The organism is Nitrosomonas sp. (assembly GCF_043753625.1).
In the GTDB taxonomy this organism is placed as follows: domain Bacteria; phylum Pseudomonadota; class Gammaproteobacteria; order Burkholderiales; family Nitrosomonadaceae; genus Nitrosomonas.
Map to the genome: position 1 here is coordinate 1 of NZ_JAYUWI010000118.1, position 14,189 is coordinate 14,189.

The 14,189-nt window shown below is 42.1% G+C and carries 17 protein-coding genes; 3 read left to right on the forward strand and 14 right to left on the reverse strand.

The window, feature by feature from the left end; all coding sequences use genetic code 11:
• Positions 1–140: 140 nt before the first annotated feature.
• A complete protein-coding gene (locus tag ACH10T_RS09780) occupies positions 141–509 on the forward strand; it encodes a transposase (RefSeq protein WP_394809095.1) in 369 nt (122 codons plus the stop codon).
• Between the two features lie 185 nt (positions 510–694).
• Here ACH10T_RS09780 and argB read toward each other — a convergent pair whose 3' ends face one another.
• Both argB and ACH10T_RS09790 read right to left on the reverse strand, forming a co-directional pair.
• Entirely contained in the window at positions 695–1,582 is an 888-nt protein-coding gene (gene argB, locus ACH10T_RS09785) for an acetylglutamate kinase (protein ID WP_394809096.1), read from the reverse strand.
• A gap of 67 nt (positions 1,583–1,649) precedes the next feature.
• Positions 1,650–2,156, reverse strand: coding sequence for a chemotaxis protein CheW (locus ACH10T_RS09790; protein ID WP_394809097.1), 507 nt, complete (start codon positions 2,154–2,156; stop codon positions 1,650–1,652).
• Positions 2,157–2,269: 113 nt separating this feature from the next.
• On the opposite strand from ACH10T_RS09790, the gene ACH10T_RS09795 reads away from it, so the two are divergent.
• Together ACH10T_RS09795 and ACH10T_RS09800 are read left to right on the forward strand one after the other, a co-directional pair.
• A complete protein-coding gene (locus ACH10T_RS09795) occupies positions 2,270–2,848 on the forward strand; it encodes a BON domain-containing protein (RefSeq protein ID WP_394809098.1) in 579 nt (192 codons plus the stop codon).
• Positions 2,849–2,852: 4 nt separating this feature from the next.
• A complete protein-coding gene (locus ACH10T_RS09800) occupies positions 2,853–4,235 on the forward strand; it encodes an FAD-binding oxidoreductase (protein ID WP_394809099.1) in 1,383 nt (460 codons plus the stop codon).
• A gap of 91 nt (positions 4,236–4,326) precedes the next feature.
• On the opposite strand, the gene cyoE is transcribed toward ACH10T_RS09800, so the two are convergent.
• The 12 genes from cyoE to ruvB all read right to left on the reverse strand — a co-directional run bounded on the left by cyoE (position 4,327) and on the right by ruvB (position 14,189).
• Complete coding sequence (gene cyoE / locus ACH10T_RS09805; protein WP_394809100.1) at positions 4,327–5,220, reverse strand: heme o synthase; 894 nt, start codon at positions 5,218–5,220, stop codon at positions 4,327–4,329.
• A gap of 85 nt (positions 5,221–5,305) precedes the next feature.
• The gene (locus ACH10T_RS09810) at positions 5,306–5,887 is read right to left on the reverse strand and encodes an SCO family protein (RefSeq protein ID WP_394809101.1); all 582 of its coding nucleotides are present in this window, start codon (positions 5,885–5,887) and stop codon (positions 5,306–5,308) included.
• A complete protein-coding gene (locus ACH10T_RS09815; protein WP_394809102.1) occupies positions 5,859–6,578 on the reverse strand; it encodes an SURF1 family protein in 720 nt (239 codons plus the stop codon). Before ACH10T_RS09815 ends, ACH10T_RS09810 begins: the two co-directional genes overlap by 29 nt.
• Positions 6,579–6,801: 223 nt before the next feature.
• Positions 6,802–7,659, reverse strand: a complete 858-nt coding sequence (locus tag ACH10T_RS09820; protein ID WP_394809103.1) for a cytochrome c oxidase subunit 3 — start codon at positions 7,657–7,659, stop codon at positions 6,802–6,804.
• A 27-nt stretch (positions 7,660–7,686) separates the two neighbouring features.
• The gene (locus ACH10T_RS09825) at positions 7,687–7,899 is read right to left on the reverse strand and encodes a DUF2970 domain-containing protein (protein WP_292993028.1); all 213 of its coding nucleotides are present in this window, start codon (positions 7,897–7,899) and stop codon (positions 7,687–7,689) included.
• A 10-nt stretch (positions 7,900–7,909) separates the two neighbouring features.
• On the reverse strand, positions 7,910–8,455 hold the full coding sequence (locus ACH10T_RS09830) for a cytochrome c oxidase assembly protein (RefSeq protein ID WP_394809104.1): 546 nt from the start codon (positions 8,453–8,455) through the stop codon (positions 7,910–7,912).
• Positions 8,456–8,573: 118 nt separating this feature from the next.
• Complete coding sequence (ctaD, locus tag ACH10T_RS09835; RefSeq protein WP_394809105.1) at positions 8,574–10,160, reverse strand: cytochrome c oxidase subunit I; 1,587 nt, start codon at positions 10,158–10,160, stop codon at positions 8,574–8,576.
• 12 nt (positions 10,161–10,172) lie between these two features.
• Complete coding sequence (gene coxB, locus ACH10T_RS09840) at positions 10,173–10,994, reverse strand: cytochrome c oxidase subunit II (protein WP_394809106.1); 822 nt, start codon at positions 10,992–10,994, stop codon at positions 10,173–10,175.
• 612 nt (positions 10,995–11,606) lie between these two features.
• The gene (locus ACH10T_RS09845) at positions 11,607–11,786 is read right to left on the reverse strand and encodes a hypothetical protein (protein ID WP_394809107.1); all 180 of its coding nucleotides are present in this window, start codon (positions 11,784–11,786) and stop codon (positions 11,607–11,609) included.
• A 100-nt stretch (positions 11,787–11,886) separates the two neighbouring features.
• The gene (locus ACH10T_RS09850; RefSeq protein ID WP_394809108.1) at positions 11,887–12,498 is read right to left on the reverse strand and encodes a Bax inhibitor-1/YccA family protein; all 612 of its coding nucleotides are present in this window, start codon (positions 12,496–12,498) and stop codon (positions 11,887–11,889) included.
• A gap of 178 nt (positions 12,499–12,676) precedes the next feature.
• Positions 12,677–13,117: a hypothetical protein gene (locus tag ACH10T_RS09855; RefSeq protein WP_394809109.1), complete on the reverse strand. Its 441-nt coding sequence runs from the start codon at positions 13,115–13,117 to the stop codon at positions 12,677–12,679.
• A gap of 25 nt (positions 13,118–13,142) precedes the next feature.
• On the reverse strand, positions 13,143–14,189 hold the full coding sequence (ruvB, locus tag ACH10T_RS09860) for a Holliday junction branch migration DNA helicase RuvB (RefSeq protein ID WP_394809110.1): 1,047 nt from the start codon (positions 14,187–14,189) through the stop codon (positions 13,143–13,145).

Consider the following 14,189-nt stretch of genomic DNA (forward strand, 5'->3'; position numbering starts at 1 on the left):
CAACCTGAGTGGCTTTACCGCCGAACTCAAAGCTGTCTCGAACAAGCTTGATGCCCTGATTGCCAAGATCGATTCCACCATGACCGCGATTGCGGCGCATTCCCCGCAACACAAGGAAGCGCAACAGCGTTTGCAAACCATTGCCAGGTGTCGGTCCCGTGGTGGGCATGGCGCTGACCAATACGTTGGAGCGCGTGCCTTTCCGCAATGCGGATGCATTCGTCGCATTCACGGGCTTCGACCCGAGAGCCAACGACTCCGGCAACAAGATAGGCCGCAGGCGCCTATCCAAACGCGGCCCCGCCGAGTTGCGCCGCTTGCTGTTTAACGCCGCAATGGCCGCCGCCAAATCCAAAGCTTGGAAGCCTATCTATGAGCATTACCGCGCCCATGGCTGGAGTACTACCGCAGCACTGGTAATCATCGCCCGCAAAGTCGCCCGCGCAGCCTGGTCTATTCATCATTACAATTCAACTTTCGACCCGGAAAGGATTACAAAAAATGCTTGACGCGAACCATAGAATCTCACTACGAACGTAATCAATATATTACCGTTCGTCCTGAGCCTGTCGAAGGACTTAATCAGAGCTTCCTTAAAGAAATCCTGAATAACTGACATTGGTTATCCCGAACACAATGAGGAGTCTTAGTAGATTTCTCGCGATGCTCGGAATGACAGTCAGTCAAAGATTTTTTAGTTTGCCTTAATCAAAGTACCCACACCTTGATCGGTCAATATTTCCAGCAGCAGTGCATGCTCTACCCGCCCATCAATGATGTGGCAGGATTTGACACCCTTCTTGACGGCATCCAGAGCAGATCCAATCTTGGGTAGCATACCGCCGGAAATGGTGCCATCGGCAAATAACTCATCCACTCTTTCCGCGGTAAGCCCAGTCAGCAGATTGCCTGCTTTATCCAGCACACCGGGGATGTTGGATAATAAAATCAGTTTTTCCGCCTTGAGAATCTCAGCCAGCTTACCGGCGACCAGATCTGCATTGATATTATAGGACTCACCTTCGGCACCCACACCAATGGGTGCAATGACCGGAATAAAATCTTGCGTATCGAGCAACGCAATGAGCGAGGGGTCAATCGATTCGATTTCGCCAACTTGCCCGATATTGATCCATTTTCCCGCTGTCTCACGATCTGCCATGAGCATCTTCTTGGCGCGGATAAAGGCGCCATCCTTCCCCGTTAGACCAACGGCCTTGCCGCCGTGGCGATTGATCAGACTCACGATGTCTTTATTGACTGATCCGCCTAATACCATTTCAACCAGATCCATGGTTTCCGCATCGGTTACACGCATGCCTTGGATAAATTCACCTTGCTTACCGACACGCTTGAGCATGTCATCGATCTGCGGGCCGCCACCATGAACCACCACGGGATTCATGCCGACCAGTTTTAGCAACACCACATCGCGTGCAAATCCATGCTTGAGATTTTCTTCCACCATGGCATTCCCGCCATATTTAATCACGATGGTTTTGCCATGAAAGCGTTGTATATAAGGCAACGCTTCGGACAGAATTTTGGCTTTATCTTTTGCTACTGGATGGGAAGTCGACATGATTCTCTTAATCACTTATCAGATAATTTGTAATAAAAACGTACCGGCAGTTGGTTCAGATAGCATTTCATTCACGCGCGATCTGCAAAAATTTTTCATCGCGAATCAATTCATCCAGACTTAATTCTCGCCACAATCGACCTTCTGTATCTTTATAATTTGCGGTAATACCCTTAGACAGTTTCTTTTTAGCCGATTTAACGGGTGTAAATTCGGACAAACTTCTGATACCCAGCATACAATTAACTATAAATCCACCGAAAATATTATTCCCTGGAGAAGCAAGTAATATTCTTGACTTTAGGTTGAATGCCGTTGGATTGCCGCCCAGATAAACGCCTAAATCTGTGATTCCGTATAGATTTCCCCTCACATTGGCCAAACCAAGAAACCAGGGTTGCGTTAACGGAACGTGTGCTAATTTGGGTATTTGTATGACTTCACTGACTTCAATCATGGGAATCAGATAACGATCTTCTCCCGCTGCCACACCCAGCACGGTGGATGAAGTATCGCCCTTACCCGCGCTTTGTATTTGCTCAGTTAAAGTATGTTGGTATTCTTCTATGCTCATAATGCCCATTAAGTCAATTTGTGATGTCGTGTTTTAGGCCATTGATTATTCGTGATCTGGCTATTTTACTGTATTATCAGGCATGAAATTTTGAATTCTGTGGAGCAAATTAAATGAAATATCTCAATCAAACCTGGCTGACACTTTTTTTAATCTTCCCGTTTCTGGTTGGTTGTGTTCCGATGTTTGCAGTTGGTACGGCAGCAGGAACCGGTGCATATATCTCCGAGGATCGCAGAACCAGCGGCATGTTCATTGAAGATGAGGGCATTGAATTAAAAGGGGCTCGGCGTATTTATCAGCAATTTGGTGATCAAGTACACATCAATATCACCAGTTATAATCGTATGGTCCTGTTAACGGGAGAAGTGCCGACTGAAACCATCAAGGCAGATATTGAAAAACTGATTATGGGTGTTGATAATGTACGCAAAATCTTCAATGAGATTGCTGTTGCCGGAAATACTTCGCTGGCTTCCCGCAGCAATGATACATTGATTACTTCCAAGGTTAAGACGCGGTTTTTAACTGAACGTAAGTTTCAGATTAATCACGTCAAGATAGTGACAGAAAATGAAGTGGTGTATTTGCTCGGTGTAGTTACGCGACAAGAAGCCGATAATGCAGCGCAAATTGCCAGTGCTACATCTGGTGTGAAGAAAGTCGTCAAAGTATTCGAATATCTGAATTAATTTCATGTTACCGGCTAATTTGATAGCTGATTTGCAGGGGGCATTTCCTCCCGATCGCTTTTATACCGATCCGGTTGATTGCTATTCTTATGCCTATGATAATAGCCGCAAAATCTTTCCGCCTGATGCCGTCCTGTTTCCGCTAACTGGCGAGGAAGTACAACACATCGTTACGTTATGTAATCAATACCAAGTTCCACTGATTCCTCGCGGACGTGGTACCGGCACAGCAGGCGGTAGCTTGCCAGAATTTGGCGGCATTGCTTTATCGATGGAGCGCATGCTCAACATCATTTCGGTCGATCCTGCGAATCGCGTCATAGTGGCTGAACCTGGTGTGTTGAATCAATCCGTACAAGACGCTGCCAAGCCATTTGGTTTTTTCTGGCCGCCCGATCCATCCAGTGCCATGTTCTCAAGCGTTGGTGGAAATATTGCCACCAGTGCGGGTGGTCCTCATGCGGTTAAATATGGCACGACGCGGGAACATGTTTTGGGTTTGAAAGCTGTGACCGGTGCGGGAAACTTCATTACCACCGGCTGCTACACCACCAAAGGTGTCGTCGGCTATGATCTTACTCGACTTTTGATTGGTTCAGAAGGAACGCTCGCAGTGATTACCGAGGCAACACTTAAACTAACTGCTTTACCCAGTTCCGTCGCTGGCATTACAGCACATTTCCACGATCTTTCAAGTTGCACAGAAGCTATCGTTAATATTATGTCGCTACCACAACTACCAAGCGCTCTTGAATTTCTGGACTCGGGCTCGCTAAACCTGATACGGGGCCGCTATCCTGACATGCTACCAACGAATACAACCGCCATGCTGATGATTGAAGTCGATGGTTCCAAAAATGACATCCCTGATGCGTTATCCGGAATTCTTGCGGCATGCAGAACCGACGGATTGATTCACGCCAACCCAGTGGATGATACCGCGGCACTATGGAAAGCCCGCAAGGCTTTATCCCCTTTGTTACGTGAAATTGCGCCCAAGAAAATTAATGAAGATGTTGTAGTACCAGTCAACGCTTTGCCCCAATTTCTACACGGCTTGACGCAACTAAGTACGCAACATCACCTACACAATGTGAATTTTGGTCATGCTGGGAACGGCAATATCCATGTCAATTTGTTGATAAACCCTGATGATGCGGAAGAGGTTGCACGAGCCGAATGCTGTTTGGATGAAATATTTGACTTAGTCATCAAGCTTCGAGGCACTTTATCCGGAGAACATGGCATTGGTAGCGAGAAACGTGCTTTTGTAACGAAAGAGATAGACCAGTCAACGCTGGATTTAATGAAGAGCATCAAACATCTGTTCGATCCCAACAATATTCTTAATCCTGGAAAATTATTTCCTAAAACCGAGTCAATCTGAGAAGTGTGTTTGATTTGCGCTTGTAATATGTGACAACCACATAATCTCACATATTACAAACGCAATATTCCTGATACTTAAAACTTAAGCTCTAGAGAAAGAAGTAGTGATCTACTAGTAGTGCTACGAATAGCAGCGCTAAATAGAGTATCGAATAGCGGAATGCTTCTCGCGCCAATTGATCACTATAGTTTCTGTAAATTTCTACTGCGTAGTACATAAAAATTCCATTTAACACAACCGAACTTCCCAAATAAATCAGTCCACTCATTTGGGTAATATAAGGTAGTGTTGTTACAATACACAAAATGATTGTATACAACAACACATGCAATTTTGTAAATTGATCGCCATGTGTCACTGGAAGCATAGGCATTCCAATTGATGCATATTCATTTTTTCTGTATAGCGCAAGCGCCCAAAAATGAGGCGGTGTCCAGGCAAAGATAATCAAAAATAATAACAGCGCATCCGCCGTAACATCACCCGTAACTGCTGCCCAACCCAACACAGGCGGCATAGCGCCTGAGGCGCCGCCTATTACGATATTCTGTGGCGTTAGCGGTTTCAGAATCACAGTATAGATTATGGCGTAGCCTACAAAAGTTCCCAATGTCAACCACATAGTAAGCGAATTAACCCAGTGATACAGGATAAAAAGTCCCAACCCTCCGACAATCAATAGAAAAAATAAGGTTTCTGGAACACTTACTTTTCCTTGTGGGAGCGGCCTTCCTTTCGTTCGCGCCATAACAGCGTCCATCTTTTGTTCTACCAAGCAATTTAATGCTGCGGCAGCCCCGGCTACTAACGCAATGCCAATCGTACCAAAGATCAAGATATCTAAAGGTACTGCTCCGGGTACTGCGAGAAACATTCCGATAACCGCGGTAAAAACAATCAACGATACAACACGCGGTTTCGTTAAACGATAAAACTGATTAATACGCGTTGCTGTTTCATGCCAAGTCATACTAGTAGACATGTCTTTGATCTCCTTTATTTATTTGGATTGAATATCTTTATATTTTGATTCAATCAGGTTCTGTCCGCAAAAATACTAATTAATCTTAATGTTCTAATTGCGAAACATGTAACAATCGTTTTATGTCATGACCCATTTTTGTTCCATCTACGTTTTCTGGAAAACGCATCATCAAATTACCTATCGGATCAATTAGGTAGATATGTTTTGTTTGTATTTCTTTGGTTTCAATAAAACCAAGAATCTCGCTATCCTTTGCTTTAGCAAAGAATGCACCTTCGTATTGTTTAACTAATTCTGCATCTGGAATGACGTCGTCATTAATTAGCCAAAGCCGCTCAATTCGATGTTTCTGTTTTCCCTGCACTAATCGCACTTGCCGCATAAAATATAGTTTTTGCTGACAAGCTTCGTCACAATGCCCAGAATCTACTGTCACCAATACCCATTTTCCATGCAGATCCTTCATGCGAAGGATCGTATTATCGGCTTGGTTCGTTGCTTTTCCTGTCACTTTAACGATCGGTATTAAATCACCATAGTGTTTACTTTCTGGTTTATAGTCCAGAAAATATAATGTATAAGAAATTACAACCGGTGCGCACATTAGCGCCAGAAGTAATAAAAATTTACGCCTATTAGACTTTTGTATTTTTTCGTTTAACATTCAATACTAAGAAAATAATTATTGCTGTAGTTGCTAATAAAAACCATTGAACTGCATAGCCTAAATTCTTGGCAGCACCTGATTCTGGTCTATCCCAATCACGTATCAGTCCATCCTCTACATTATTCTTTTGCAATACCATCAGGGGTTGAATTTCTTGCCCTATTTCCTCCTGATAACGCTGCAAATTAAAGTCATTCCAAACCTTACCAGCTGTTACCACTTCGGACAGCTTGAATGTCCTCAATTCTGGTGCTGCCACTAGCCCAGTTACTTTAACAACACCATTAATCTCATTAACACGCGGCAATACTGATCTATCATATCCCGTCGAAACCCAACCTCTGTTGATCACAACCAGTAGTGCGCTATTCAAAACCTTAAGTGGGGTAATAACGTGATAGCCTGCATGACCCCGGTGAGTTTTATTATCCAGAAATATTGTGTGTTCAGAAAGAAATTCACCCTGCACTTCAACTTCTCGATACTGGAAATCTTCTAGCCTGGCCAAAGTATTTGGTAAAGTCACTGCGGGTTGCTTTGCATATTGTTCAAGAAGCTCATGCCGTGCATTTTTTTCGTCTGCGCGAGATAATTGCCACTTACCCAATTCAATGAAAATGATTACAGACACTGCCGTAACTAAAATCACCCACAGCTTTGGTTCAAAGCGGTATCCCAATACAATCATTTTCTGTCTACATAAAATTGATACTCGATTGACTGTTAATTTAAGGAAATATATATCCTATATTTTTAGTCAACTTTAGGAGAAATATTAAGTGAATTTCTTATCTTTTAATTCATAAATAAAAAATTCCAGACTTTCACACATTACTAGAGATTATTTCTTCTAGCTAAATTTATCATTAGTGCAAAATCTGGAATCTTCTCTACTGCCTGTTTTTTTGTTTTTACATCAAATATACGAAAATAAACAGTCCTAACCATACCACGTCAACAAAGTGCCAGTACCAAGCCACGCCTTCAAAGCCAAAGTGATGCTCAGGTGTAAAGTGCCCGGCTAAACTGCGGAAGTAAATAACAGTCAGCATAATTGCACCTACAGTTACATGGAATCCATGAAAACCTGTCAGCATGAAAAAGGTTGATCCATAAGCCCCTGTAGTTAATTTAAGATTTAAGTCGCTATAAGCATGTATATATTCATAAGCTTGACAGCCTATAAATAAAGCGCCTAAAAATATGGTTGCGAGCAACCAATTTTTGAGGGCACCACGTCTATTCTCTTTCAGTGCATGATGTGCCAAGGTACATGTTACACCAGACAACAGAAGTAGCATTGTGTTGAAAGCTGGTAAACCCCATGCGCCCATTGGAGTAAATTGTTCGTGCACTCCAGGTCCTGCAGTCGGCCATGCGCCATTATACGCAGACCAAAAACTATTTCCTAATACTGAGCTTTCTAATTCTAGCCACGGTATAGAAAAATTTCGCATGTAAAACAATGCACCAAAGAATGCGCAGAAAAACATTACTTCAGTCAAAATAAACCAACTCATTCCCCAGCGAAAGGACATATCAACTTGTTTATTAAATTTTCCACTTTCACTTTCTCTTGCAACAGTTCCAAACCATCCAAATAACATATAAATCAGGATGGCAAAACCTACTGCTAAAACACCAGTCCCATACTCAATTTTATTCATGGTTAGGGCTGCGCCAGTCATAATACATAACAGCGCGGTCGATCCAATTATTGGATATGCCGATGGTGCTGGGACATAATAGTGTCCGGATTCTTGACTCATTCTTATCTCCTCCTACTTATGATTTATTTAATTTCTAACAACCAATTGAACTAATAACAAAACACAGATTACAAATACCAAGCCTCCAATAATCCCGCCTATGACAACATGAACTGGCTTCAATGTTGCAGCATCATTCTCAAGATCACTCTTTGTGCGGATTCCCATAAATGCGGCCATGACAGCTTTAGCAATCTGCCAAATACTAACGCTACTTTGTTTTTCAGTAATCTTATTCACTTCCTCCGCCTCATTTTGTAGCCACGCTTCCACTACCGGGTAATTCAAAGAAAGTATATGAAATAGTCACCGTGTTTATCTCTGGTGGCAATCCAGGTTCAATTACGAATTGCACTGGCATTTGTCTAGTCTCATATGGCTTAAGCACTTGCTTCGTAAAACAAAAACATTCAAATTTTTTCAAATGTTTATCCAGAAAACGTGGGCTGTAACTGGGTATTGCCTGCCCATTTATTTCACGGTCTGAATTATTAGTAATTTCGTACATCACACTGATTGCCTCACCTGGATGAATACGAGCGCTGGATTGCAGTGGTCTAAATTGCCAAGGCAATCCTCGTGTGTTGGCATCAAATTCAACTGTAATCCAACGCGCTTCATCCACCCAGTTTTCTTTAATCAGAACATCCGGTTTTAGCAGATTATTAATTCCAGTTACTTCGCAAAATTTCTCATAAAATGGCACAAGCGCATAACCAAAAGCAAACATAATTAATGTGAAAACCAATAACTTTTTCAACATTGCTACATTGGCTTTTAGTAGGCTAGTTACCATTGTTTGAAAATAACCGTTAAATAAATTGCTACCACCATAATCAACAGAAAAATGGCTGTTATTTTAGCCTTCTTGTGCTTAATTTCCGTTTCTTGTGACATACATTTCTCGCCTGCCTTTATTTAATAACTGGTGGTGTTTCAAAGGTATGGTATGGCGCTGGTGATGGTAAATGCGTCCATTCCAATGTTGTTGCACCATCCCATGGCATCTGCGAGGCTTTTTCACCCTTACGTATACAATCAATCACGAGGTAAAGGAAAAGAAGCTGCGTTAGTCCAAATCCAAAGGCACCGAGACTAGAAATCATATTAAAATCTGCGAATTGTAGATTGTAATCCGGGACTCTACGCGGCATACCAGCCAATCCTAAGAAATGCTGAACAAAGAATGTCATGTTAAAGAAAAACATCGATAGCCAGAAATGCCATTTGCCGAGCGTTTCACTGTACATATGGCCGGTCCATTTTGGAATCCAATAATATACCCCAGCAAATAAGGCAAATAAGGCACCTGACACGAGAACATAGTGGAAATGGGCAATTACATAGTATGTATCCTGTACTTGAATATCAATAGGAACAATTGCGCAAATCACACCACTAAAACCACCGATTACAAACAAGAAAATAAACCCGATTGAAAATAACATCGGTGTTTCAAATGTCATTGAACCGCGCCACATCGTGGCTGTCCAGTTAAACACTTTAACCGCTGTTGGCACAGCAATCAACATTGTCGCGTACATAAAGAATAGCTGACCAACTGCTGGCATCCCTGCTGTAAACATATGATGCGCCCATACAACACAAGATAAAATCGCGATTGATGCCGTAGCATAAACCATTGATGAATAACCAAATAATGGCTTTCTTGAAAAAGTTGGAATTATTTCAGAAACAATACCAAAAGCTGGCAAAATCATGATATAAACTTCTGGGTGCCCAAAAAACCAGAAAATATGCTGAAACAGTACTGGGTCACCCCCGCCAGCTGCATTGAAGAAGCTTGTACCAAAATGACGATCTGTCAACAACATAGTTACGACACCAGCCAAAACCGGCATCACCAAAACCAGCAAATAGGCAGTGATCAACCATGTCCATACAAACATTGGCATCTTCATCAATGTCATCCCTGGTGCACGCATATTTAAAATGGTCGTAATGATATTAATTGAGCCCATAATTGAGGAAGCACCCAATACATGAACTGAAAAAATCATTAGATCCACACCCAGACCACCTTGGGTTGAAAGTGGTGGATAAAATGTCCAACCACCTGCTGCTGCACCACCCGGTACAAAAAATGAACCAATCAACATAGTAGCCGCCACTGGCAGCAACCAGAAACTCCAGTTATTCATCCGAGCAAAAGCCATATCCGGCGCACCAATCATCATCGGCACTTGCCAGTTAGCAAAACCCACGAAAGCCGGCATAATGGCACCAAACACCATTATCAACCCATGCAATGTCGTAAATTGATTGAATAACTCAGGCTCTAAAATTTGTATGCCGGGCTGATATAGCTCCGCGCGAATCCCCATGGCCAAAAAGCCACCCACCATAAACATAGTAAAACTAAACCAAAGATACATCGTACCAATGTCTTTATGATTAGTCGTTTTAACCCAACGCATAATACCGCTGGGATGATGATCATCATGTTCGTGACCATGCTCGTCACCGTGTACTGCTGCCATAGTTATCTCCTTTTACTTATTTTCGATATGCATTGATGTCTTGATTGTAGCTGATTTTGTTTGCTCAGCTACCCATTGCGCATAATCATTTGCCGCCATCACCTCAACCACAATCGGCATATATCCATGATCTTTGCCACACAATTCAGAACACTGTCCACGATAAATTCCTGGATTATCTGCTGTAAACCATGTATCCCGAATAAAGCCTGGGATAGCGTCCTGCTTAACACCCAACGCCGGTACAGACCAAGCATGAAGCACATCATTTGCCGTAATAATAACGCGCACCTTTTTACCTACCGGCACAACGACACGATTATCTACTTCTAATAAATAATTCTCACCTTTTGGTTCTTTATTCTCGATCTGAGCTCGTGGTGTAGATAATTTACTATAAAAACTAATCCCTTCACCTTCGCCCTGCAAATAATCATACCCCCACATCCACTGATAACCTGTTGCCTTGATGGTTATATCAGGACCTGATGTGTCCTTCATTGCAATAATCGTTTTAGTTGCAGGTAATGCCATAACCACAAGAATAATACAAGGTATTATTGTCCAGACTACTTCTACTGTTGTGCTGTGATGAAAATTTGCCGCTTTGTGTCCCACAGACTTGCGATGCTTTAGTATGGAATAAAACATGACACCAAACACTGCAATAAAAATAGCCAAACATATCCACAAAAGCGCTATATGTTGGTCATAAGTTTCTCTTGCAATTATGCTCTGCGGTTCTGGAAAATTATATTTAGATCCAACCGCCAAGCTAGAATACAAAGCGAGAGTGGATACCCCCGCTAGGGTTGCTACTAATTTACTTCTCATACTCCCACCCCCCACATGATTACTAATTACACAGATTTCAGGTACGACTACGACCGCCACACCTGAACGTCTTACCTTTGTTTAGCCAGCTTACGAAAGTCATTCGCCAAAATCCTATTTTGTTAAAACCATACCATTATTGACGATAGTTACATTTCCATGGCCGAATTTCCATATTATCCGCAACTTAGATTTTCTTAGTTATAGAATCTTCTACATGCTAATTAATCGAATGGAAATTCTAGCACGCCACCGCTGCCCTAACAAGGAAAAATCATGATTTCTATAGCAATATCCCCCTGCTTATAAAATGGTATTTTTGTTTTAGCACGCCTAAATAGCATTGTTGGGATACAGAATTCACCTCTTACTTTCTTCAGTGGATTTCGACATTCTCAGCTAAGTATAACTTTCACGTTTCAGCATCAAGTTTGACCTCTCGCTGAAAGTTCACCACTGCAGTCATTTAAGGTATACAGACATACTTAATATTCCAAACTGCAAAGCGACTTATTTAATGTGTATGATGCTCATTGAACATTAAATCTAACTGAGATGAGTCTACTAAAAATAAATTTTCTCTTAGATGCTTATCAGCGCAGAAAATCTGCATCACACTAATTTAACCAAAAGCATAATAAATAAAAAAACAACAACGACGGGAATAACAAAACTCATCCAATCCGCCGATGTGCTCTTTGAGCTATTCCTCATCATATCCCGGGTAGCTGGTAACAGGATAATAATAAACATCACTAGCGCCAAAGCAGAAACAATTTCCATCCAGTCCATATCGCCCTCTTCCTGAATGTCTTCTTCTACAAAACCCTTTTGTCCAAAACAAAACCCCGGTTTAACCGGGGTTTTGAGTATTCATTCCTTTCACCGGAAATTAATCGTCATTTCCCATAATACCCAATATTTGTAGCAAGCTAATGAAAATATTGAATATCGTCATGTACAAGCCAATGGTTGCCAACACATAGTTAGTTTCACCACCGTGAATAATGCGACTGGTGTCATACAAGATAAAACCGCTCATAATCATGATGACTAAAGCTGATATCATCAATGACATGGCTGGTATCTGCAGGAATATATTTGCTAGTGCTGCCAATAGCACCAAAAGAAACCCCACCATTAAAAAGCCACCCAGAAAACTGAAGTCTTTTCGTGTAGCCAGTGCATATGCTGACAATCCCATAAATATGACCCCTGTGCCCCCTAACGACAACGTAATGATATTTCCACCATTAGGCAATGAAGCATACATACTTAGTATTGGTCCCAATCCAAATCCCAGCATCCCTGTAATGAGAAAAACAATTCCTATACCGGCTGATGAGTTAGCAAAACGAGGTAGAACAAACATGGCGATCACCATACCGCCAATAACAGAGATCATATAAGTCATCGGTGGCATATTCATGAACATTGAAAGTGCAGCAGTGAGGCCGCTGAACAATAATGTCAGGGATAAAAGCATATATGTACTGCGTAACACTTTGTTTGTCGCAATAGCCGACGATGATCTTTGAGCAACTGTTGAGTAATTTTGATCCATAATAAAATGCCTCCACTATAAAATTAATACAAGACTATTCTAACGACAAATAAGACTATAATAACGCAGATATAGTTCAAGGCATAATACCATGAATTATACTGATCTATTAATTACCCTATACTTTGGTAACTTTTGCTAATGTAAAGTTATAAACAAGAAAGAACCCACCTCGTTCTAACAAAGTGATATTCATATTTACTGACCCCGCATCAAATTTTGCAATGCCTGAATAATTGATGCGCTTCTCACCCACAAGTGAAAATGCACTGGCTGTGCGCGAAAAATTAAGCTCTTCAATAGACTGAAATCGGCCAAAATCACGATATAGATTCATCAATTTATCCAGCTGTTCGTCACTCACTGTTTGCTTAGCTTCTGGTGCCAAATGAGTCAGCAGCACTTGCTTATCCCAGCCAGATATTTCAGTCAGTATCCTGGCAACAGCAGGTTCTGCACTCTTACTGTAATAATCTTTTTCTCGATTGGTATAAAAATACAGGATAACGACCAATGTAAGTAATACAGCTATGATGATGCGTAATGTTTGAATTTGCATAAGTCGTGAACGATAAGATGATTGATTATAAGTTATTCTCTTCCCAGAAAGCGCCATTTAACCCATTTCTCGGCAAAGCGATGCCAAAATGCTGATAGGTCGCTGTTGTTGCCATACGCCCCCTTGGCGTACGCTTCAAGAATCCTTGCTGAATCAAATAAGGTTCTAGCACATCTTCAATTGTGTCACGTTCTTCACTAATTGCCGCTGCGAGATTATCCACACCAACTGGCCCCCCACTAAATTTTTCTATTACAGCCAACAACAACTTTCGATCCATGATATCCAACCCGATTGCATCCACATCCAACATGCTTAAAGCTGCATCGGCTACTGCATGAGTCACATGCCCATCAGCTTTAACTTCAGCAAAATCACGCACACGACGCAGTAATCGATTAACAATCCGTGGCGTACCGCGCGAGCGACGCGCAATTTCAAATGCACCGTCGGGTGATATTTCCACTTTCAATAGCCCAGCAGATCGGATGACAATTTTGCAAAGCTCTTCCGGCGTGTAAAATTCCAATCGCGAAACAATACCGAAACGATCGCGCAATGGGTTAGTAAGCATACCTGCGCGTGTAGTAGCGCCGACCAGAGTAAATGCGGGCAAATCCAATTTCACAGAACGTGCAGCTGGTCCCTCACCAATCATAATATCAAGTTGGTAATCTTCCAGCGCCGGATAAAGTATCTCCTCGACCATCGGAGACAGGCGATGTATTTCATCAATAAATAAAACATCATTAGGTTCCAGGTTTGTGAGCAAAGCTGCCAGGTCACCCGGACGTTCTAAAACCGGACCAGATGTTTGGCGCAAATTAACACCCATTTCTCTGGCAATGATATGTGCAAGTGTAGTTTTACCTAAACCTGGCGGACCGAATAACAAAACATGATCAAGCGCTTCATGGCGATTTCTTGCTGCTTCAATGAATATCTGCAGTTGCCCACGAATCTTTTCCTGACCGACATATTCTTCCAGTTGTTTTGGGCGTAGCGCCCGTTCCAGAATTTCTTCCTGGGATGATGCAGGTGCTGCGGCAACAAGTCGATCTGTTTCAATCAT

Excerpts from the sequence above, each read along its gene's own strand:
- argB (WP_394809096.1), bottom strand. The coding sequence starts at position 1,582 with ATGTCGACTTCCCATCCAGTAGCAAAAGATAAAGCCAAAATTCTGTCC.
- ACH10T_RS09790 (WP_394809097.1), bottom strand. The coding sequence starts at position 2,156 with ATGAGCATAGAAGAATACCAACATACTTTAACTGAGCAAATACAAAGC.
- ACH10T_RS09795 (WP_394809098.1), top strand. The coding sequence starts at position 2,270 with ATGAAATATCTCAATCAAACCTGGCTGACACTTTTTTTAATCTTCCCG.
- ACH10T_RS09800 (WP_394809099.1), top strand. The coding sequence starts at position 2,853 with ATGTTACCGGCTAATTTGATAGCTGATTTGCAGGGGGCATTTCCTCCC.
- cyoE (WP_394809100.1), bottom strand. The coding sequence starts at position 5,220 with ATGTCTACTAGTATGACTTGGCATGAAACAGCAACGCGTATTAATCAG.
- ACH10T_RS09810 (WP_394809101.1), bottom strand. The coding sequence starts at position 5,887 with ATGTTAAACGAAAAAATACAAAAGTCTAATAGGCGTAAATTTTTATTA.
- ACH10T_RS09815 (WP_394809102.1), bottom strand. The coding sequence starts at position 6,578 with ATGATTGTATTGGGATACCGCTTTGAACCAAAGCTGTGGGTGATTTTA.
- ACH10T_RS09820 (WP_394809103.1), bottom strand. The coding sequence starts at position 7,659 with ATGAGTCAAGAATCCGGACACTATTATGTCCCAGCACCATCGGCATAT.
- ACH10T_RS09830 (WP_394809104.1), bottom strand. The coding sequence starts at position 8,455 with ATGGTAACTAGCCTACTAAAAGCCAATGTAGCAATGTTGAAAAAGTTA.
- ctaD (WP_394809105.1), bottom strand. The coding sequence starts at position 10,160 with ATGGCAGCAGTACACGGTGACGAGCATGGTCACGAACATGATGATCAT.
- coxB (WP_394809106.1), bottom strand. The coding sequence starts at position 10,994 with ATGAGAAGTAAATTAGTAGCAACCCTAGCGGGGGTATCCACTCTCGCT.
- ACH10T_RS09845 (WP_394809107.1), bottom strand. The coding sequence starts at position 11,786 with ATGGACTGGATGGAAATTGTTTCTGCTTTGGCGCTAGTGATGTTTATT.
- ACH10T_RS09855 (WP_394809109.1), bottom strand. The coding sequence starts at position 13,117 with ATGCAAATTCAAACATTACGCATCATCATAGCTGTATTACTTACATTG.
- ruvB (WP_394809110.1), bottom strand. The coding sequence starts at position 14,189 with ATGATTGAAACAGATCGACTTGTTGCCGCAGCACCTGCATCATCCCAG.